The sequence below is a fragment of the Shewanella sp. GJ50-10 genome (genome assembly GCF_055808815.1).
Map to the genome: position 1 here is coordinate 1,502,192 of NZ_JBVVSS010000001.1, position 20,858 is coordinate 1,523,049.

Here is a 20,858-nt window from a genome sequence, read left to right on the forward strand (position 1 = left end):
TTGCTTGAGGTGAACAGCTATACTAAATCTACAGCTACAGCTACAGCTACAGCAACCAAGCGTAACTGACCTTCATAAAATAGGTTTCATCCCTTTTCGTCAATGAATCAATATCATCATTTGAAATTAAACCATCAGAGTAACCCACATAAAACACACTTTGTGGATTAAGTTTATAGCCGTATAAAATTTCGTTGCCTAACTTTTGATATTGTTCATTTGGTGTCTGATATTTGTATAAATCAGGATCTCGCTCGATATCGGTATAAACGCTGGTTAAGCGTAAAAAGCTGTTTAAGGTGATCTGCCAGTTAAGACGCAAGTCAGTTAAATTTGCGGTAAATAAACGGCCTTCATCTACATCTAGGGCTTGGTATTTATGGTTAACATCTAAGATGACTGACTCGGTAATTTTCCACTCAAAAGCAGGATTGAACATGGTAATGGTTGCTGGGCGATCATTGGCATAATCAATATCGTCGCCATAGTTCACATCAAATTCCAGCTTTAAAGATTCGATAGGAACGAAGTTAGTGTAAAACCAAATTAAATCGAGTGTGTACATGGTGGTGTTATCATCAATGGCTAGCGAGGAACTGTCTTGACGGCGTCCGACACGATCTTTGTGGACAAACCCACTGGCAATATAGCTTTGCCAGCCACCATGCAGTCTGAGCGCTGCTTCTGCTTCTTGTTCTATTTTTTCGTTGTTTTGATTATGGGTAATATCCCAGTCACCACCAAATTCAACCTTGTTAAAGAAGCTATCTGTTGGGTACCAATAGTAATTACCACCGGCAACAAATTTACTGGCATCGATCCTTTCAATAAAGCCTAAGTCGGCTCTAAAATCTTCGCCAATAGATTCATAACGCGAAAATGCTCGCCAGTTACGTTGTTCATGGTCGTAGCTCACACGGTACATACTGTCTGAAAAGTTATCTTGTTCTTTGGTTCGTAGTACTCGCTCGTTGTAATCACAATTACCTGTTTCACATTCTTGTGGTGGGGTTGAGCAATCATCGCCATTACAAAACTGCTGGAAAAAATCTTCTGGGTATTCGGTATCTGAAAACACATATTGAGCAGTGAAAGTATCTTGTTCGGTGGGTTGCCATTTCGTATCAAGACTGGCGACATAGTTATGGTAGTTATCAGATTGCTTCGCTGTTACTAAACCGCCAAAGGAGAGCTCTTTACTGGGGTCAAAACGATAGCGAGCTGCAAGGTTATAGCTTTCTTCGTCAATGGTTGCGACGTCAGAGCTTAAGTTTCCCGGCACTAAAAAATGAGTTTGTTCATCATTGGCAGCGAGTACAGCTAATGTGTGGTCATCTGTTTTACTGGTTAGTTTTACTCCGTAATCAGGCGAGCTAATATTACGGGTATGCAGCAAACTCAGTTGGGTGTCGAAGTAGTCTTTATTGTCAAGAAAGAAAGCGCGCTTTTCAGGGTAAAACAAGGCAAAGTTGTTATTAACATCAAGCTGGCCTGAATCTGCTTCAACCTGGGAAAAGTCAGGGTTAATGGTGGCGTTTAATAATGTTGTCGGTGTAATACCCCAGCGTAAATCAAGGCCGACTTCAACATTATCGTCATCTTGCCAAGGTTGGTTAGGGTTTAACTCTCGATTACTGTTACGTGAACCCACCACCGATGGCGTTATTTGTATATCTTGTCCTTGCTGAGCGCCTGCAAGACCTGTTGCTGTACCTAGCTGACATAACTGACATGAAACATTACGGTCAATTTTGTGGCTAGATATTCTATGGGTTTCATTACGAGGGTAAAAACGAACTAACTCAATCCCCCAAGTCTGAATATCTTTATTATCGTCAAAGTTGAATAACCGAAGTGGCAGTTCAACTTCTACTTGATAACCTTGGTCAGTCAGTTTACCGCTGCTGTACCAAATGCCATCCCAAGCATCACTTTCTTGACCAGTAAGTTCATTTTCTATCGAGTCATTTTGCACCCCATAAGGATTGATAAAAAACTGATAGGCAAGACGAGCATTGTTGAAGGTGTCGAGTTTTATACCAACTTGGTCGTCCCCCCAAGAACTATCACGATCTCGTAAGTTGGCTCTTATCTTTGACGGGTCAATATCATGGGCGATAAAAGCGACAAATAAGCTGGTTTCAGTGGCAAATATTTTGGCATCAGTGGTTACAGGAGCTGCAATGTTTTCACCTGGTGATGTCTCGTATTTAAGTTGAACCTTGGCAGCTTGTTGCCATTGGGGTTCAGATAAGTCGCCATCCACTTCGATGCCTGCTGCTAAAGTGGGAATATTGACATTGAATTGCGCAGGATCGCCGGCTAATGCTGAGGCTGATAAGGTAGAGCCCGCCAATAACAATCCAGTTAAAAGAGTTTGAATAGATGAGGTTTTATTCACAGTACACGCTGATTTTTATTTAGTTTGTGCAATTGTCGCAAATACTTTTAAAAAGGTCGTTAATTATTTGTAGGATAATAGTTTCAAATTGTTACTGTGTTAGAGTGAAATCATAAGTAGACCTAAATATTTTAAGCTATTAAATGTGTCATATAAAAAAGCCCCAACTAAATAATCGGGGCTTTTTATTTCTAGCGCTTCTTCTCGCGCTTCATTGATGTGATGCTTAGTGGCTTATTCAGGTGCGATTTCTGGGTGCTTATAGGCTTCACGGTATTTATCTACCCACATCGCGGTTGCGCCGCAAATAGCGACTGGCATAACAATAAAGTTAACAATCGGGATCATCGAGAATAATGTCACGGCAGCGCCAAAACTATAACTCGTGCCTTTGGTTTGGCTAAGGGCAAACTTCATATCGTTAAAAGGGACTTTGTGGTTATCAAATGGGAAATCGCAATATTGAATTGCCATCATCCATGCGCTAAATAAAAACCATAAAATCGGTGCTGCGGTTTGCCCAACCACAGGGACAATAAATAACACTAAAAAGATTAATGCACGGGGCAGATAATATTTAAGCTTTATCCACTCTCGGCCCATTATGCGTGGTAAATCTTTAATTAAATCAATGGTGGTGCCAGAGTTTAATGATTTGCCAGTGAGGTGCATTTCTACTTTTTCAGCCAGTAAACCATTAAATGGTGCGGCAATCCAGTTCATGACGGAGCTAAACACAAACGACAAAACCACTAATAAACTGATAATGGCCAGAGGCCACAAGAAGAAATTCAGCCAAGTGAGGTACTCAGGTATTTGGCTATTCATCCAACCAAAGAGTTCATCTAATTTACCCACTGCAAAATAGATCGCGGTTGAGAATAATACTAAGTTAACCATTAAAGGAATGAATACAAAGGTTCGAAGACCTGGCTGTTTTATCAGCTTAAAGCCATCAATAAAATAGTTAACGCCACTTTTTACGGGTTTGACTGCCATCTAATACGTCCTTGAAAAAACTGCTTATTACTGATTGTGGTGATGCATTGGTCGGAAAACAAGCCTTAAAGTGTGTTTAAGTCATAAAAATCGTTACAAAATGCAGCGTGATTGGTAAAGTTAGTAAAATGTCTATCTCAGACGAATTGATTATCTTTCATCCTTACGGACGACCACAAAAGCACAATGCGATTAAAACAAATAAAACTTGCTGGCTTTAAGTCGTTTGTCGACCCCACCAAAATTCCCTTTAACCACCCTTTAACGGCCATTATCGGTCCAAACGGCTGTGGTAAATCCAATGTAATTGATGCCGTGCGTTGGGTATTGGGTGAAAGCAGTGCTAAGAATCTACGTGGCGACTCAATGATGGACGTTATTTTTAACGGCTCCAGCGCCCGTAAGCCTGTATCTGTTGCTAGCATTGAGCTTAGCTTCGAAAATCTTGATGGTCGTTTATCAGGTCAGTATGCCAGTTATCAAGAGATATCAGTAAAACGCCAAGTAAGCCGAGAAGGTGACTCTAATTATTATTTGAATGGTCAAAAGTGTCGCCGCAAAGACATTACTGATCTTTTTATGGGCACTGGCCTTGGGCCACGAAGCTACGCGATTATTGAGCAAGGCACAATTTCGAGACTCATCGAATCTAAACCTCAAGAGCTGAGAGTATTTATTGAAGAGGCGGCGGGAATATCTCGTTACAAAGAGCGCCGCCGCGAAACTGAAAACCGCATTCGTCATACCCGTGAAAACTTAGAACGTTTAAATGACATTCGGTTAGAACTTGGCAGTCAGTTAGAAAAGTTAGATCAACAAGCACAAGCTGCAAAACAGTACCGCGAATTGAAACAGCAAGAGCGAGATTTACACGCTCAATTGCTAGTGATGCGATATCAAGAATTGCAAAGCCAAACAGATGGCCTTGCTAAAGAAATGCAGCAACTTGATGTCAGTATCGCAGCTGCTAGTGCTGATGGAGAAAGCACAGAGCTTACCTTAACCCAGTTAAAATCGCAGTTAGCTGATTTGTCAGACTCAGAACAAAGCTTAGTGGCTGAGTTTTATCAAGCTGGCACTGAAATCGCCAAACTGGAACAACAGTTAAAACATCAGCAGCAACAAGACTCGCAACTTGAGAAAAGACTGCAAGATTTTGTTAGTCAGCAACAAACGGCCATCGAAGAGTTACAAGCGCTTAGCTTGCAAGAAAAGCAACTTAATAGCGATGTTATCGGCTTAAAGCCGAGTTTGCAGCTCGGTGAAGCAGAACTGCAAACCATTGATGAGCAACTGCATGACGTTGATGAAAGAGCATCTGACTTGCAGCAGCATTTAAGTCTACTTTCTGATTCTGTCTCTAACGCAAAAATGGAAGCGGCGTTAACTCAAAACAAACTTCAGCATCAGCAATTAACCTTAACTCAGCAACAGCAGCAGTTAATCGAGCTTAACGCTGAGCAGCAGCGCAATACTGACGAAAATACCCAAGCTGAATTGACTCAACTTGACGCGCAAATAAATGCTTTTACTCAACAACTTGAAGTTGAAGATGAGGTGAAGCATCAGCTCAGTGAAGATTTAGACGAAAAACAAGCTAGCTTAAAGCAATTGAGTGACCAGTATCAGCAGAATAAACAGCATTTAACCTCATTAAGGGCTCGTCATGACTTAATTGACCAATGGCTAAGTAATAATGAACCTGATGACAACCAAGCCCTTTGGCAAGTGGTTGAGGTGACGCCGGGTTGGGAGCAAGCGGTTGAACTCGTTCTTCAAGGTGTGCTGAATACTACAGTCCATTCAACTCATGTTGATGATGCTGAACAAGCGTTAGGATTTACATTTAACCCTGATTCAGGCTCATCGAACGAGCAGTTATCTGCGCCTGTTAATTTAACTCCATGGTTAAACAAAATCACTTGGGCTGAAGATGTTGTCCAAGCGAAACAATTACTGGCCTCGAACGCTTTAATGGATGAAACGGCTTTAATCGCCAGTAAAGATGGTTACTTGTTAGGACATGGTTTTGTTATTAGCAAAACAGAAGGTAAGCAGTCTGAACTTGCGTTAAAAAATGAGCGCCAACAATTATCATTGCAAATTGAACAATTGCAGGCGCAATTACTCAAGGAACAAATAGCCGTCAGTGAGTTGACGCAGCAAGTGGCAGATGTGCATGGGCAAATGAGCGCTTCGCAAGCTAAATGTCATCAACTGCAATTAGATTGCAGTAAACTTGATGCTCAAAGCCAGAGCTTACTTAAGCAGCAACAAGATAATCAGCGCAGGCGAGCAAGCTTAGATGAGCAAGTTGCCAACTGCGAAAATCAAATTCGTTTAGGTTTGCTGCAAGTTGAGCAGTTAACCAAAGAAACGGAGCAGCTTAAAAGTTTGCATCAGCAGCAAATGAGCGAGCAACAAAAAGCCAATCAAGACTGGCAAACAGCAAGCAATCAGTTGCGAGAATATAAAACTAAGCGCAGTCAGCAGGATAGAGAGGTGGTTCAGCTTCGCCACCAATTGCAACAACTGCAAACCCAAGCCGCCGTGACTCATGCTCAGCTGAGTAAACAACAGCAACAGTGTGATGCTTTAGTAGAGCAAATTGGTTCACTTAGATTATCGCAACAGCAAAGCAATGAATCATTGGGTGATAAGCAGCTTGAGCAACTACAGCAGCAACTTGCTCAGCAGTTGGATGTACAGCAATTAAAGCAACAATTGTTAAATTCAAATCGCACTCAACAAGCAGAGTTACAATCTCGGTTAGATAGTGCGGTATTGATTCAAAAACAACAGCTTGGTGGCCTTCAAAACTTGACTCAATCGCTCAGCGGGTTAAAGTTACGACGTGAAGGTTTAAAAGGTCAGGCCAATGGTCAGTACCAATTACTCGAAGAACAACAAATTAATATTCAGGCGGTGCTAAAACAGATACCTGAAGATGCCAAAGTCGGTATTTGGCAAAAAAATCTTGATAAAGTAAGAGCTAGGATCAGTCATTTAGGCGCAATTAACCTCGCGGCGATTGAAGAGTTTGAACAACAAAGCGAACGTAAAGCCTATTTAGATAATCAAGATGATGATTTGAATAAAGGGTTAGCAACGCTTGAAGAGGCTATTCGCAAAATCGATAAGGAAACCCGCAGTCGATTTAAAACCACTTATGATGCGGTGAATGCTGATTTATCAAAACTATTTCCGAAAGTCTTCGGTGGCGGTAAGGCTTACCTTGCACTGACTGATGACGATTTACTTGAAACGGGTGTGACGATTATGGCGCAACCACCAGGTAAGAAGAATAGTACAATTCACCTTCTTAGTGGTGGAGAAAAAGCGCTAACCGCTTTATCATTAGTATTCGCCATATTTAGATTGAATCCAGCACCTTTTTGTATGCTAGATGAAGTTGATGCACCTCTAGATGATGCCAATGTTGAGCGTTTTTGTCGCTTACTAAAAGAGATGTCACAGAGTGTGCAATTTGTTTATATCAGCCACAATAAAATTACGATGGAAATGGCTGATCAATTAATAGGTGTCACTATGCATGAACCAGGTGTTTCACGTATAGTCGCAGTAGATATCGATGAAGCGGTGGCGTTAGCCGACGCGGAATAAACAGGATTACAGGGTCACCAATGGAAGATTTTCAACTGGTTTTGTTTGTACTAGGTGCAATAGCAATTATCGCAGTACTAGTTCATGGTTTTTGGTCTATTCGTAAACAACAACCTAAAACCCTAAAAGACAACCCGATGACGGGGTTTTATAAAGAGCAATCACAGCAACGTGACTCTCAAGGTTTTGATGCTGATGGAATTGGTGAAGTTCGTCGTGTTCCTAGCGAAAATGACTCAGAAGAAGCAGCGACAATGCAACCAATGTCTTCTAAGCAAAACATGTCTTCTCAGCAATATAAGTCTTCCGAGCAAAACAAGTCTTCTAATAACGATGTTGAAATTAATGAAGCTGGCTCTAAAAAGGGCATTGGCTTACAAAATCAATCAGCAGTCAATTCACAGGCGCCAAGTTACAATCCTGGCCGTAAAGAGCCAGTATTACAAACAGCTGCAGTAGAGCCTCAAGTTTCTTTTGAGCCTGTAACTGAACATACTATTGAACAGCCAGCACCAGAGGCCGAGGCACATATTCCAACTCAACAAGCTTTGTTCGCTGAAGACACTTTTGAGCCTGTGCAACCAGCGCCGACTCAAGAGTTAAAACCAGAAACATTTACTGAAACTGCCCCTGTTGATGAATATCCAGCTGACCAATACAAAGAAGAGGCATCAGCTGACTTTGGCGCAGAACCCCAATTTGAGCAAGCAGTTGAAACTGTGGCTAAACCAGTAGCTGCTGAACCTGTAAAAGAAGCGGAAGAGCCATTAGGCGACCCACAAGATGTACTAGTACTGCACGTTGTTGCTCGTGAAGGCGAACAATTACATGGTGCTGAACTACTGCCTTGCCTATTATCATTAAACTTCAAGTTTGGTGATATGGATATATTCCACCGTCATTTGGATAACGCTGGCAACGGTAAAGTCTTATTTTCTATGGCGAACATGTTAAAGCCGGGTGTATTTGACCCTGACAACATGGAGCAATTTGTGACTCAAGGTGTGGTGTTATTTATGACATTACCTTGTCATGGCGATCCATTAATGAACTTCTCAATCATGCTTAATTCAGCCCAGCAACTTGCTGATGATTTAGGTGCTGAAGTGATGGACGACAAACGTTTAGCTTGGACAGAAACCAACAAACAACAATATTTAGCTAGAATCCGGGCTGTATCATAAACCCTGATTGATTTATTTTTTAAATGAGGCCGCGCTTGCGGCCTTATTTGTCTTTAGATGAGTAATTTTATGCAAGACATTAAAACCGAACTACAGCAAATAAGCACTGAACTTCATAGCCACAACATCCGTTATTACGTTGATGATGCGCCCAGCATTCCTGATGCTGAATACGACAGGCTAATGCAGCGTTTAATTGCAATTGAAACCGCTCATCCTGAGTTAATCAGTAGTGACTCTCCGACCCAGCGAGTGGGCGGTGCACCGTTAGCCAAGTTTGATCAAATTACTCATTTAAAACCTATGCTGAGTTTGGATAACGCATTTGAACAAGCAGATTTTGAAGCCTTCAATAAACGTATCACCGATAAAGTTGATACTGTGAGTTACTGCTGCGAGCCCAAGCTTGATGGCTTAGCCGTGAGTATTTTATATCGCAATGGAGTGCTTGAGCGCGCTGCCACCCGAGGTGACGGCGCAGTAGGTGAGGATATTACTGAAAATGTCCGCACTATTAATTCTGTGCCACTAAAGCTGCGAGGCGATAATTACCCTGAATTACTGGAAGTGCGCGGTGAAGTGATTATGCCAAAAGCTGCGTTTGATGCCCTAAATGAGCGTCAGCTTAGCAAAGGTGAAAAGGCATTTGTTAACCCTAGAAACGCAGCCGCAGGTAGTTTACGTCAACTCGATAGTAAAATAACCTCAACCCGTGCCTTAGGCTTTTACGCTTATGCTTTAGGTGTGGTTGAAGGTGAAGTGACCCCATTAGCTGACAGTCACTTTGGCCAGCTTAACCAGTTAAAAGGTTGGGGCTTGCCATTAAGCCAAGAAGTCAAAGTGTGTGACACGCTGCCAGAAGTATTTGCTTACTATGCAGATATTATGACTAGACGAAGCGCATTGTCATATGAAATTGACGGTGTGGTGATTAAGGTTAACGACATTGCTAAGCAAACAACTTTGGGGTTTGTCGCGCGCGCGCCACGTTGGGCTATCGCTTATAAATTCCCTGCTCAAGAAGAAATGACCTTACTTGAAGAAGTTGATTTTCAAGTGGGCCGTACAGGCGCAGTAACGCCAGTTGCTAGGTTAAAACCTGTCTTTGTCGGCGGTGTGACAGTATCCAATGCCACTTTGCACAATGCTGATGAAATTGCTCGATTGGGTGTAAAAGTAGGTGATACCGTTATTATTCGCCGCGCGGGTGATGTGATCCCACAAATTGTCGCAATCGTACCTGAAAAACGCCCTGAAGATGCTAAAGATATTACATTTCCAACAGAGTGCCCAGTGTGTCAAAGCTTGGTTGAGCGCCTAGAAGGCGAGGCGGTTGCTCGCTGCAGTGGTGGTTTGTTTTGCGAAGCTCAGCGTAAAGAAGCGATTAAACATTTTGCTTCACGTAAAGCTCTTAACATTGATGGTATGGGCGATAAAGTCGTTGAACAGCTCATTGATAAAGAGTTAGTTCAAAGCCCTGCAGAGCTATTCACCATTACCGCATCAATGGTCACCATGCTTGAACGAATGGCGATGAAATCGGCCACTAAACTTATTGCAGCCATTGATGATGCTAAAACAACGACCTTGTCGCGTTTTATCTATGCCTTAGGTATCCGCGAAGTCGGTGAAGCCACAGCTGCTAATTTAGCGAGTCACTATAAAACCTTAGAGGCGATAAAAGCCGCTAACGTTGATGAGCTAATGGAAGTGGATGATGTAGGTGCTATTGTCGCTAAACATATTTGCCACTTTTTTGCTCAGCCGCACAATCTAGAGGTGATTGATAAGCTCATTGAAGCTGGGGTTAATTGGCCAGCAATTGAAGCTGTGGATGAAGCTGAGTTAAGCCTTAAAGGTCAAACATGGGTACTTACTGGTACCTTGACTCAATTAAACCGTAATGATGCTAAAGCGCAATTACAAGCAATGGGCGCAAAAGTGGCAGGTAGTGTGTCTAAAAATACTGATTGCCTTGTAGCTGGTGAAGCAGCAGGTTCTAAGCTGGCTAAAGCACAAGATTTAGGGATAAAAATCATGGATGAAGACCAGCTTTTGGCTTTATTGAATGGTTAACCTAATACTTTAAGTAATAAGCCCTTAGCAATAACTCCTGCGCCAGAAGTGAGTAGGTGTGGGAGTTATTTACAGTGATATGACTGTTTAGATTTGGCATCTCGCTTGTTTTATGAGGTTTTGCCCTCATGTGTATTAAACAGTGACAGATTTTTTAAATCTAAATCGTTAATAATAGGTACTCAGTGAATTTCAGTAATATCACTTGGCTAGATGAGAAAGGCCACATTAAACCACCCTTATTTTTGTATTTAATACTGATATTTTTGGCTCGTGGCTGGTGTGTGTTTGCAGCATCGTTGACTCAGTTTAATGACCGTTCTGGTTTGGTCCGTTTATTTTATCCAGATAAAAGCGATTTCTTGATGGCCTTAGTGGCAGGTGTCGGGGCTGTTATTATTTATGCGTTGATTATCGCAGAAAGAAAACGTGCGCCGCAGTTTGCTAGGCCACTATTTAATAAGATTAAATACGGACTTTGGCTATTATTAATAGTCGATGCCATAATATTAAATCAACGGCTTATGCATGATGATTTTCTGTTTCGTGTTAGCTTTGCATTAGATGCGCTGTTTATCTTTTGGTCTTGTATCTATTTATTAAAGTCTAAGCGACTTCATTATTACTTTAATGACTGGCAACAAGAGACAAACTTTCAGCAAGCTGAGAAGTTAAAAGAGCAAGAGAAACCTTCTGAGCCCGATGAAAACAGTGAAAAGCAATTAATTGAGCAAGCGGTGGATGACCATCATATAAAGCATTACAATCGACCAAGAAATCACAGTGCTTTGTCACAGCCTTTAACGCCTAATGATGGCCATTCTTCTAATGAGGAAGCTGATGATGACAAAGCAGGTGATGGGAATGAAAGCACAGAAGCAATATTGCAGAAAAAGTAACAGCGAATAAATAACACCTAATAAATAACAATGAATAAGAAAATGAGCAGAGATTAAGACTCTGTTCTATGCAATTACCCAATGGATTAAATGGATATTTCGAAGGTAAGCAATAGTGTCAAAAACGGAATCAATTAATATACCTTTGTCAAAATTGGTGGTTGGCCTGACGGTCAAACTGCCAATTTCGTGGTTCAATAATCCATTCTTCAGAAACAAAGTCCCTGTAACATCTCGCGCTGAAATTGAATTAATAAACAGCTTAGATATCACCTATGTGACGGTCATTGATGGACATCACTTATTGGCAAATGACGACGACATTGAAGAAGTGGTTGTTGAAGAGGTTGTGGCCGAATTTGATATTCAAGGTGCGATAAAAAAATCGGTTCACTCCAGTCAGCAGAGGTTTAACAAAGCAGCTAGCGACTTAAGACCCGCCTTTAGTAAAATTATCAGTGATGCAGAAACCTCATATCGAGAGTCCGCTACAGTGGTTGAGCAATTGATGACTCATCTTAATGAAAGCAAGCAACCTGAAATTGTTTTCGTAACCAGTGTTGATAAAGAGCCAAGTATTACTCAGCACAGCGTGTCCGTTGCGGTGTTATCACTGATGATGGCAAATAGTATTGGCCTGAGTCACAGCGAGTTACGTGACTTAGCTCTAGGCTGTGTTTTTCATGATGTCGGCAAACTTAAAATCCCCGATGCTATTAGACGAAAACGCACAGATTTAACCACAGTAGAAGTTAATTATATGAAAACTCACCCTAACTTAGGCTATGAAATGCTAGACAGGAGTGGGTTATTTCCAGCACCTATGCTCGATATCGTGTTGCATCATCATGAGTTTTTAGATGGCAGTGGTTACCCAAATAAACTCACCGAGATTAAAATACCTAAGCTGACACAAATTGCGGCATTGGCAAATGACTATGCTGGTTTATTAATGAAGACTGGTTCACCGCAAGTGGCGCTGGGAACATTATTTAAAACCAGAGTGGGTAAGCACTCAAAAGACTTGATACAAGTCTTGGTAAAAGTGTTGGGCATTTACCCTCCAGGTTCAATAGTAAAACTATCTGATGGCACCATTGCTAAAGTGATGATGACGTCACCTGAGTCAAAACAGCCTCATGTTTATAGTTGTAATGATCGCGGTGGTCAGGCAATGTTTCGCTGTTTAACTGATGAAGATGTGACGATTATTGAAACTATTAAAATCGAGTCTTTGTCTGAAAAACTCATCAGCACTTTACAAGCTAATAGCCCAGTTTGTTTCTACATTAGTCATATCATTGAGTAGCGTTCGAATAACGATCGAATTAATTCGTCACACAATGCCTTTAAACTTCATATTACCCACGGAATAAATAAATGAACAAAGTAGCAATTGTCGGCTGCGGCTGGTTCGGTTTACCGCTGGCTCAGCAATTAGTGAAAGATGGACTGTTAGTGGCAGGCACTAAAAGAACTCAACAAGGTTGTGACGAGTTAGCTCAACGAGGCATTAGCCCGTTTGAATTGGATTTAACCCAAGTTAATGAGCAAACGATAGAGCAAGATACGGCGAGATTAGCGCCTCTGTTTGATGCTGATGTTCTAATTGCCAATATTCCACCAGGGCTAAGACGGGGCGAGAGTCACTATCTAACGCACATTCAGCGGCTGAAGCAGCTCATTAATGGTCATGAGTACAAACGGGTTATTTTTATCAGTACTACAGGTGTTTATCCTTCAACGGATAAAGATATGTTTGAATCTGATGCCAAGGCTTATGATGATAAAAGTGCGGTTTTGCTTGAGGCTGAATCTCATTTTGCAGCAATGCAAAATAGCTGCATTATTCGTTTTTCGGGATTGATTGGCCCTAAGAGACATCCAGGGAAATTCTTTGGGGGAAGGCAAGATATTGCTGGTGGTAATGTTGCAGTAAACCTTGTTCATCTTGATGATTGTATTAAAGCGGTTCGTACTATTTTACATGCAACAGAAAAAGGCAATGAAGTTGCGAGTATTTATAATTTAGCGGCGCCCAATCACCCTTCAAGAGCTGACTTTTATCAAGCTGCCGCGGTGCATTTAGGCTTGGAAGCCCCGCAGTTCAATCAGCAAGTTTTGCCAAGTAAGACCATTGTTGGCAATTTAATTTGCCAACAGCTAGGTTTCAACTATATTCATCCCGATCCCGTTAAAATGCTTGATGCTTGTTAGTCCAGTTAATTCATTTTAAGTTGAATTGAGCTTAATCAATTGTTTCATCCATTGATTGCTTTACTGGCAGGGTTTAAGCATTGGTATTAATCCATGTTCAGGTATAATGCCGAGCATATTTATGATGAAAGGCCAATATTAAATGAGCAGCGAAGTTGCAGAGTTCCCACTATTAAGTGGCGATGAGTTTGTAGAGTTATATAAAGTATTAAAAGTACAAGGTTTAGTAGATGGCGGAGGCGCAGCTAAGCACGTTATCTCTGAAGGTTTCGTTAAAGTGAATAACGAAGTTGATACTCGCAAGCGTAAAAAATGTGTTGTGGGTGATGTCATTGAATTTAATGGCGAGCTCATTAAAATTGTTGCCAGTGCATAAGGATAGAACAATGCAATTCCCTGATGATGATAATGGTAAAATGTTAGCGGCTATGGCTGAATCTGGTATCGATTTATCGGTAGCATTGGATGTCGATTTCTTTTTGATTTTTGATGATCAGCGTGACGCTGAGTCAGCACTTGAAGCCTTAGCACAAACTGATCTTAAAGGTGAGTTAGAGCTTAACTTCAGTGAAGAAATTGAAAAGTGGGAACTGATTGTTTGTTTAAACATGGTACCTAGCTATGACGATCTAGTCGCAAAAGAAATTGAGCTTAATACTTTTGCTCAAGAATTTGACGGCATGACTGACGGATGGGGCGTAATGCAACATCAAGAAGGCGATGATGAGTTTGCAGACGAAGAAGGTCATCAATGTGATGACACTTGTTCGCACACCCATTAATTTGTATTGCATTCTTAATATATGAAGAGTTGTTACATGCGAGAGAGCATGTGAACCGCTGTTACGAGAGAGCGCTTCAGTACATGATGACTTGAATGTCATTTTAGCCAATATGTTCACCACTTAAATGATGAATATCTAGTGTCTGAATTAATTCATAAGTTAACGAAATAATTGCTGTTAAGTTTATGAAAACAAAAACCACCTTTATGGTGGTTTTTTTGTGTCTTTTTGGCACCTTTCTATTATAGGATGTAGCCATATGCAGAAATAGATAACAATAATTATTAATGGAGTCGCATTCTCAATGGCAAGACATATTAGTTTTGGTACCCCAGTTAATGATGCCGAGCGTTGGGCATTTTCTCTTCTAGCCGAAGAACTCCCAGAAGATTATTTACTCCTCACCAATGTCGAAATCCCTACTCATACTGGCCAAGCGATGGAAGTCGATGCACTCGTTGTCGGCGAATTTGGTGTCTATGTGGTCGATGTAAAAGGTTATATTGGCCGTTTAAATGCAGGGCTTCATGCGTGGTCATTAGACGGTCGTCATGTGGATAATAGTTTATCAAAAGCTAATTATGTAGCTCGTGTACTGGCCGGTAAATTAAAGAATAAAATCCCAGTGGGAGTTTATGCGCCTTGGTGTCAGGGGATGGTGTTTGTCACTGGCCGTAAGGGTGAAGAAATTCTTGTTGAGAAAGATACCGGTAAACTCAGTATTTACACTCCTGCTAAAATCATTGCTGCGCTGACTAAAGAGTGGGGTCTAACGGCGCCGCACATACACCCTGTAACAGAAACACAAAAAGAAATGGTGTTAGACACCATAGGTCAAGTTGCCTTAGTTGAGCAGCGTAATAATAAAATTCAAGATTTTATTAAGCTTAAATGTTTGTTTTTACAACAAGGGTTAGAAGTTTGGCAATCAGAATATAACCCGGGTGGTTGGACTGCACCATGGCTGCTCAAAATTTTAGTGATCAGTCAGTTTGAAGATGCCATAGATGCAAATTCTCACGAACAAAAATTACGTGATGAGTTCAAACGAATTCAATCTCTGTCAGGTTGTAGCTGTGTGCCATTTTGCGCACCTCTAATTCAAGACGGTGAGCAAGTCGTTCTCCCCATCAGAATGCCTCGTGGTGTACCACTGAATATTTTCGATGTAGAAAAACAAACCACTTATCAGTTATTAGAAATCCTGCGTCGCAGCGTTACAGGCCTGCAGCAAATTCACCGCCGTGGCTACACTATTGGCGGCTGGGCTGATAACTGTATCTTTATTTCTGAAGATGCCGATGTCGAATTTATTGATATTAAAGATTCATTGAATACCAGTGAAGATATTCAAGCTTACGCCAAAGCATTTTTGGACTTAGCTGAAAAGACATTACAGCCACGTATTTACCAATGGTATCGCGCAGCAGCGAATGGTAGCACCATTGATTTAGATGCGATTCGCTGTGATTTATCAGCGCTAATAGATTTAGGTGTTTGCGATACCTTGCCACAGAAAATTGAAGTGGAAAAAGGCGCAATCGTCGATCACCATTATCGCCTAGATCACTTTATCTCGGCGACTTCAAGAAGCCAACTTTGGCGTGCGATGCATTTACAAGGCAATTACCCATGCTGTGTTAGCGTTTATCAAGATGTTGACAATCAATGGAACACCTTAAGTAATATGTACCGGAGTTTAGCCAAAATTTATCATCCACATGTCGAGCGGGTGCTGGCTTTTGGTCAGTTACCACAGTCTGATGATTTATTTATTGCTAGAGATTGGGTTCAAGGTGTGGGGCTAGATGAAGTGCCGACCATTGAAGTCGGCCAACCACGATTGTGGTTTGTACAGCTTCTAACTGCTTTGCAATACCTTCACAGTTTAGATATTCATCACGGAGCTATTTGCCCGAAGAACATTATCTGTCGAGATGGAAAAGCGACCTTAGTTAATTTCGGTATAGGGTCTGATATTGCCGCTAGTCACTACGCTGCACAATATGCCGACCCGACGTTATGGTCTGTTGAAGGTGATGCCGAAAAAGATTTATATGGCCTTGTTGCAAGTTTTATCGATGCGATGGCACCAGAGTCAATCAAGCAAGGCTCAGGTGCAGATGCAATGCTACGCGCACTGCAACAATACGATAAACAATGGCTAGGAGAAGAGTTTTATGAAGCTTGCCATAAAATCTTAAAGTTTGAGTTTAGAATAGTGCCAAACATCAGCTATGCCAAACAATTAGGCTTAGACGAGCAGGAACTTGAAAACTCAGGACTGTAAGTATAGCGCTTGAGTATAGTCATGGCAGTGTTCAATTGAGGGAAACGATGATTATTAACCGCATAACTTTGACCGATTTTAACGACATTTTGCCTTTGTTTACGCAGTATATGACGTTTTATGGTGTGGACTCTCCTGAAAGTGAGTACGCATTGTATTTATCAGATCGTTTAAAAAATCAAGATGCGTATATATTTGCCGCTTACAATGATAAAAATCAAGCGGTCGGGTTTGTGGTTAATTATCAGACGTTTTCTACCGTTGAGTTAGGGAAGGTACTGGTATTAAATGATCTTTTTGTTGATGCAGATTCAAGAAACCAAGGTGTCGCCAATAAATTAATCCAATATTCTATTGAACTTGCTCGAGAGATTGAGGCAGTACGTGTTGATTTAAGTACCGCAAAAGTGAACTTTCCAGCCCAATCTGTGTATGAAAAGATTGGTTTTGTGAAAGACACACGCTTCTTTTCCTATAGCTTATCAGTGAAGGAGCATCCTCCAATAGGTTAGCTTTTTGCTGGTTGTTCTATGAACTTACACGGCTAATATAAAAATAATAATGATAACTAGGATAAATATGCAAACTAACGAGTCTTATGGCATAGGTGTAACAGGCCAAAAATGGTCGGACGAACATAAAAAGCAATGGTTGTCGCAGCAACAGATAAAGCGTAGCTATCAACAAGAAGTCGTCAGTAAAATTGATGCTTTACGAGCGCGTTTTACCGTGTCTCAATATGGCGCTCTTTCATATGATGAAGCTAAGTATCCATTAATGATGATTCAATCAGCATGGGATCCTAACAAGCCGTTTATTTTAGTTACTGGCGGTGTACATGGTTATGAAACCAGTGGTGTACAAGGCGCGATTCGTTTCGCTGAAACGAAAGCTGAGGAGTATGCTGAGCATTTCAACATTATCGTTGCTCCATGTGTAAGCCCTTGGGGTTATGAAACCATCAACCGTTGGAATCCAAACGCTGTCGATCCAAACCGTTCATTTTATGTAGATAGCCCAGCAGAAGAGTCAGCAGCTTTGCTTAATGTGATGGCAGAGCTTGGGGTCGATATTTTGGCCCATATTGATTTACATGAAACCACAGATACTGATAACTCAGAGTTTAGACCCGCACTGGCAGCAAGAGACGGTGTTGTAAATAACAACTGGAATATTCCTGATGGTTTTTACTTAGTCGGCGATACAGAAAATCCACAAGCTGAATTTCAACGAGCCATTATTGAAGGTGTTGAAAAGGTCACTCATATTGCGCCAGCTGATGATGACGGGAATTTGATTGGTGTTGAATTAGCGCAGTTCGGTGTCATTAATTATCCGTGCGGTAAACTTGGCCTTTGTGCAGGGTTAACGCAAGCGCAATATAAAACCACCACCGAAGTGTATCCAGATAGTCCACTATCTGACGATGAAAATTGTGTTTTGGCGCAAGTTGCTGCTATTTGTAGCGGACTTGATTACCTATTGGGTCTGTAACTTGAGTTGTCTACCGAAATGAATACCGCTTAAAGTGTTGAAATAGCATTTGCTAATTGAAATAATTGAAATTTAAGGCTCAACTGGCTAATTTTTAACTTTTTGTAGTGTCGGTAGTTGAATTATTTAATTAAAAACCTACTTTAGCAGTAGGTTTTTTTGTGCCTTCGATTTAGATCTTGCTCACGTTATGGCTAATAAAGTCGTTGTGGGTTTATCGGGCTGTTGGTTTGTTAGATGTGGATCACAGTTTTTAAATGGGGTTAAACATTCAGTTCGAGTTGAACAAATCGCTAAATGCCCTGTTTTGGAACTTAATTACCACAACATAAGTATGGTTACTGTTCGTTTCAGTCGCATAATGCAACTTAATTGAGGTGTTGCTCACATTTATCTTTGTTTCAAAAGTAATAAACTAACCGAAAAACAGTGCTTTATCTTAGTCCCTTGTGTGCTTTACATTGTTCTCAATAAAAAATAAGGGAGGGCGCTTTAATGGAAAACACACCAAACAAGTCATCAACGGCAGTATCGAATAAAAAAGACTTTATTATTTTGTTTAGTAATATTGCGCTATTCGCTTTGCTGTATAATTTTTTACCTTTTGAGCCTGGCGTAAATACTGGCTTATCACTGTTAATATTTGCAGCAATTCTTTGGTTAACAGAAGCAATTCATATCAGTATCACCGCGATTTTGATTCCAATTATTGCTGTCTTTTTAGATGTGTTTGATACGCAAACAGCCATGAGCAACTTTGCTAACCCAATCATCTATTTATTCTTTGGTGGCTTTGTTTTAGCGGCAGCGCTTAACCATCAGGGTATTGATCGCTTAATCGCACAAAAAGTCCTGTTGCTTTCCAAAGGTAAACTCAGTATTGCTTGTTTGCTGTTATTTTTGGTGACAGCAGTACTGTCTATGTGGATCAGTAATACTGCTACGGCGGCAATGATGTTGCCATTGGCATTAGGTATATTGCATCAACTTGATTTTAAAAATCACAAAACCACTTACTTATTTGTGCTTCTGGGTATTGCTTATTCAGCTAATATTGGTGGTATTGGAACTTTAGTCGGCAGCCCACCAAACGCAATTGCTGCAGCTCAAGTTGGGCTAACTTTTAGTGATTGGCTTGCATTTGGTTTACCTACTGTTGCCTTAATGCTACCTGCGATGTTGATTGCTTTGTATCTGTTCTTAAAACCTGACTTATCGGCTACATGTGAAATCAAGTCCGAGGCAGAGTCTTTGTCTACGAGTGGTAAGCTGACCTTAGTGATCTTTCTAGCGACAGTTTGTTGTTGGATCTTTAGTAAACCGCTTTCTCAAGCGTTAGGTGGCATTAGTAAGTTCGATACCATTGTCGCATTAGGTGCAGTTGTGGTGCTTGCGAGTCTCAAGTTAGTTGATTGGAAAAAGATTGAATCGACTACCGATTGGGGCGTATTAATCTTATTCGGGGGTGGCTTAACATTAAGTGCAGTGCTTAAAGCAACTGGCACCAGTGTATTTTTAGCTCACTTTGTTACGGATATCTTTGGTAATGCGCATATGGCATTGTTTGTCATTGCTGTGATTGCTTTTGTGGTATTGCTGACAGAGTTTGCCAGTAACACTGCCAGTGCAGCCTTACTCGTACCAGTATTTGCTGCTATTGCGGAGCCATTAGGCTTATCTCCAGTGATGATATCTGTGGTAATCGGTATCGCTGCATCGTGTGCATTTATGCTACCAGTAGCAACACCGCCTAATGCGATAGTATTCGGCTCAGGGTATATTAAGCAGTCAGAAATGATGCGTGCGGGTATTATTATTAACTTCATCAGTATGTTTATTCTGTTCTTAATTACTAATTTTTTCTGGGGCTTTTAACTTGAGCTATCTTGTTTAGATGTTTTAGTTTCATCGCAAACATAATAAAAGCAGCCTTGGCTGCTTTTTTTTATGTTTTGAGTTTAATTAAACAACAGAATTGTTAATGGTTTCTTGCAATTAGTTTTATAAAATACACAATCTTATCTTTGTATCAGATAGCTTTTGAATTTTGTATTTAAAGCAGGTCTAATGGCCTATTAATAATAAATTAAGACCCTCTTCATGTTTGAGCTAACTCTACAAATCGCTATTATTTTATTTTTTGTTGCCATTCTCGCAGGCTTTATTGATGCGATTGCTGGCGGCGGTGGGTTACTAACAATCCCAGCCTTGATGTGGGCAGGTTTGCCGCCTGCTGCAGCATTAGGTACCAATAAACTGCAGGCCTGTGGTGGTAGTTTCTTTGCCAGTTTGTATTTTATTCGCAAAGGCATGATTAATTTAAAGCAAGCAAGGCTTTCTATTATTTGTGCATTTGTTGGCGCCGCAGTGGGAACCATAATAGTACAAATGATTGATGTCAGTATTTTGCAGTTTGTTTTGCCATTTCTGATTTTAGCGATTGGTTGTTATTTCTTATTTTCGAAGAAAATTTCAGAAGATGATAAACAGCAAGTGCTCACGCCAACAATGTTTGCGTTTACTGCAGCATTGGGCGTCGGCTTTTACGATGGCTTCTTTGGGCCAGGTACAGGGAGCTTTTTTGCTTTGGCATTTGTATCACTAGCAGGGTACGGGCTTGCTAAAGCAACGGCTCATGCCAAAATTCTTAACTTTGCCACTAACGTATCGTCATTGATTTTCTTTCTTATTGGTGGCCAAGTATTTATTGTATTGGGTTTAATCATGCTTGTCGGTCAGGCTATTGGCGCAACATTAGGTTCTCGATTAGTGTTGTCTAAAGGCGTTAAAATCATCAAGCCACTAGTGGTGACAATGTCATTCCTAATGAGCTTCAAATTGTTATGGGCTCAGTACGCATAAGGTTTACAGCGTCTTGTCTAAACAAAT

Annotated in this window: 14 protein-coding genes and 1 pseudogene; 13 read left to right on the top strand and 2 right to left on the bottom strand. The window is 40.9% G+C overall.

The window, feature by feature from the left end; genetic code table 11:
- Positions 1-46 precede the first annotated feature (46 nt).
- Positions 47-2,401: a carbohydrate binding family 9 domain-containing protein gene (locus AC0L4E_RS06245; protein WP_473678471.1), complete on the bottom strand. Its 2,355-nt coding sequence runs from the start codon at positions 2,399-2,401 to the stop codon at positions 47-49.
- Positions 2,402-2,635: 234 nt separating this feature from the next.
- Complete coding sequence (gene cysZ, locus AC0L4E_RS06250) at positions 2,636-3,400, bottom strand: sulfate transporter CysZ (protein WP_473678472.1); 765 nt, start codon at positions 3,398-3,400, stop codon at positions 2,636-2,638.
- Between the two features lie 186 nt (positions 3,401-3,586).
- On the opposite strand from cysZ, the gene smc reads away from it, so the two are divergent.
- The 13 genes and pseudogenes from smc to AC0L4E_RS06315 all read left to right on the top strand — a co-directional run bounded on the left by smc (position 3,587) and on the right by AC0L4E_RS06315 (position 20,831).
- Positions 3,587-7,024, top strand: a complete 3,438-nt coding sequence (smc, locus tag AC0L4E_RS06255; protein ID WP_473678473.1) for a chromosome segregation protein SMC — start codon at positions 3,587-3,589, stop codon at positions 7,022-7,024.
- Between the two features lie 20 nt (positions 7,025-7,044).
- A complete protein-coding gene (gene zipA, locus AC0L4E_RS06260) occupies positions 7,045-8,208 on the top strand; it encodes a cell division protein ZipA (RefSeq protein ID WP_473678474.1) in 1,164 nt (387 codons plus the stop codon).
- A gap of 69 nt (positions 8,209-8,277) precedes the next feature.
- Positions 8,278-10,284 (top strand): NAD-dependent DNA ligase LigA, encoded by a 2,007-nt coding sequence (gene ligA, locus AC0L4E_RS06265; protein WP_473678475.1) that lies wholly within the window; start codon positions 8,278-8,280, stop codon positions 10,282-10,284.
- A gap of 185 nt (positions 10,285-10,469) precedes the next feature.
- Positions 10,470-10,931: pseudogene (locus AC0L4E_RS06270) on the top strand (DUF2919 domain-containing protein); the annotation flags it as partial.
- 367 nt (positions 10,932-11,298) lie between these two features.
- The gene (locus AC0L4E_RS06275; protein WP_473678476.1) at positions 11,299-12,492 is read left to right on the top strand and encodes an HD-GYP domain-containing protein; all 1,194 of its coding nucleotides are present in this window, start codon (positions 11,299-11,301) and stop codon (positions 12,490-12,492) included.
- A gap of 71 nt (positions 12,493-12,563) precedes the next feature.
- Positions 12,564-13,400 (top strand): SDR family oxidoreductase, encoded by an 837-nt coding sequence (locus AC0L4E_RS06280; protein ID WP_473678477.1) that lies wholly within the window; start codon positions 12,564-12,566, stop codon positions 13,398-13,400.
- 142 nt (positions 13,401-13,542) lie between these two features.
- Positions 13,543-13,776, top strand: a complete 234-nt coding sequence (locus AC0L4E_RS06285) for an RNA-binding S4 domain-containing protein (RefSeq protein ID WP_153915639.1) — start codon at positions 13,543-13,545, stop codon at positions 13,774-13,776.
- A gap of 10 nt (positions 13,777-13,786) precedes the next feature.
- Positions 13,787-14,182 (top strand): ribonuclease E inhibitor RraB, encoded by a 396-nt coding sequence (locus AC0L4E_RS06290; RefSeq protein ID WP_473678478.1) that lies wholly within the window; start codon positions 13,787-13,789, stop codon positions 14,180-14,182.
- A gap of 307 nt (positions 14,183-14,489) precedes the next feature.
- Complete coding sequence (locus tag AC0L4E_RS06295; RefSeq protein WP_473678479.1) at positions 14,490-16,475, top strand: nuclease-related domain-containing protein; 1,986 nt, start codon at positions 14,490-14,492, stop codon at positions 16,473-16,475.
- Between the two features lie 47 nt (positions 16,476-16,522).
- A complete protein-coding gene (locus AC0L4E_RS06300) occupies positions 16,523-16,987 on the top strand; it encodes a GNAT family N-acetyltransferase (RefSeq protein WP_473678480.1) in 465 nt (154 codons plus the stop codon).
- Positions 16,988-17,054: 67 nt separating this feature from the next.
- Positions 17,055-17,969, top strand: a complete 915-nt coding sequence (locus AC0L4E_RS06305; protein WP_473678481.1) for a M14 family metallopeptidase — start codon at positions 17,055-17,057, stop codon at positions 17,967-17,969.
- A 495-nt stretch (positions 17,970-18,464) separates the two neighbouring features.
- The gene (locus tag AC0L4E_RS06310) at positions 18,465-19,844 is read left to right on the top strand and encodes an SLC13 family permease (RefSeq protein ID WP_473678482.1); all 1,380 of its coding nucleotides are present in this window, start codon (positions 18,465-18,467) and stop codon (positions 19,842-19,844) included.
- A 225-nt stretch (positions 19,845-20,069) separates the two neighbouring features.
- Positions 20,070-20,831 (top strand): TSUP family transporter, encoded by a 762-nt coding sequence (locus tag AC0L4E_RS06315; RefSeq protein WP_473678483.1) that lies wholly within the window; start codon positions 20,070-20,072, stop codon positions 20,829-20,831.
- Positions 20,832-20,858 lie beyond the last annotated feature (27 nt).

What these genes read in the sequence shown, in the direction of transcription:
- cysZ (WP_473678472.1), bottom strand. Translation starts at nt 3,400, where the DNA reads ATGGCAGTCAAACCCGTAAAAAGTGGCGTTAACTATTTTATTGATGGC.
- smc (WP_473678473.1), top strand. Translation starts at nt 3,587, where the DNA reads ATGCGATTAAAACAAATAAAACTTGCTGGCTTTAAGTCGTTTGTCGAC.
- zipA (WP_473678474.1), top strand. Translation starts at nt 7,045, where the DNA reads ATGGAAGATTTTCAACTGGTTTTGTTTGTACTAGGTGCAATAGCAATT.
- ligA (WP_473678475.1), top strand. Translation starts at nt 8,278, where the DNA reads ATGCAAGACATTAAAACCGAACTACAGCAAATAAGCACTGAACTTCAT.
- AC0L4E_RS06280 (WP_473678477.1), top strand. Translation starts at nt 12,564, where the DNA reads ATGAACAAAGTAGCAATTGTCGGCTGCGGCTGGTTCGGTTTACCGCTG.
- AC0L4E_RS06285 (WP_153915639.1), top strand. Translation starts at nt 13,543, where the DNA reads ATGAGCAGCGAAGTTGCAGAGTTCCCACTATTAAGTGGCGATGAGTTT.
- AC0L4E_RS06290 (WP_473678478.1), top strand. Translation starts at nt 13,787, where the DNA reads ATGCAATTCCCTGATGATGATAATGGTAAAATGTTAGCGGCTATGGCT.
- AC0L4E_RS06295 (WP_473678479.1), top strand. Translation starts at nt 14,490, where the DNA reads ATGGCAAGACATATTAGTTTTGGTACCCCAGTTAATGATGCCGAGCGT.
- AC0L4E_RS06300 (WP_473678480.1), top strand. Translation starts at nt 16,523, where the DNA reads ATGATTATTAACCGCATAACTTTGACCGATTTTAACGACATTTTGCCT.
- AC0L4E_RS06305 (WP_473678481.1), top strand. Translation starts at nt 17,055, where the DNA reads ATGCAAACTAACGAGTCTTATGGCATAGGTGTAACAGGCCAAAAATGG.
- AC0L4E_RS06310 (WP_473678482.1), top strand. Translation starts at nt 18,465, where the DNA reads ATGGAAAACACACCAAACAAGTCATCAACGGCAGTATCGAATAAAAAA.
- AC0L4E_RS06315 (WP_473678483.1), top strand. Translation starts at nt 20,070, where the DNA reads ATGTTTGAGCTAACTCTACAAATCGCTATTATTTTATTTTTTGTTGCC.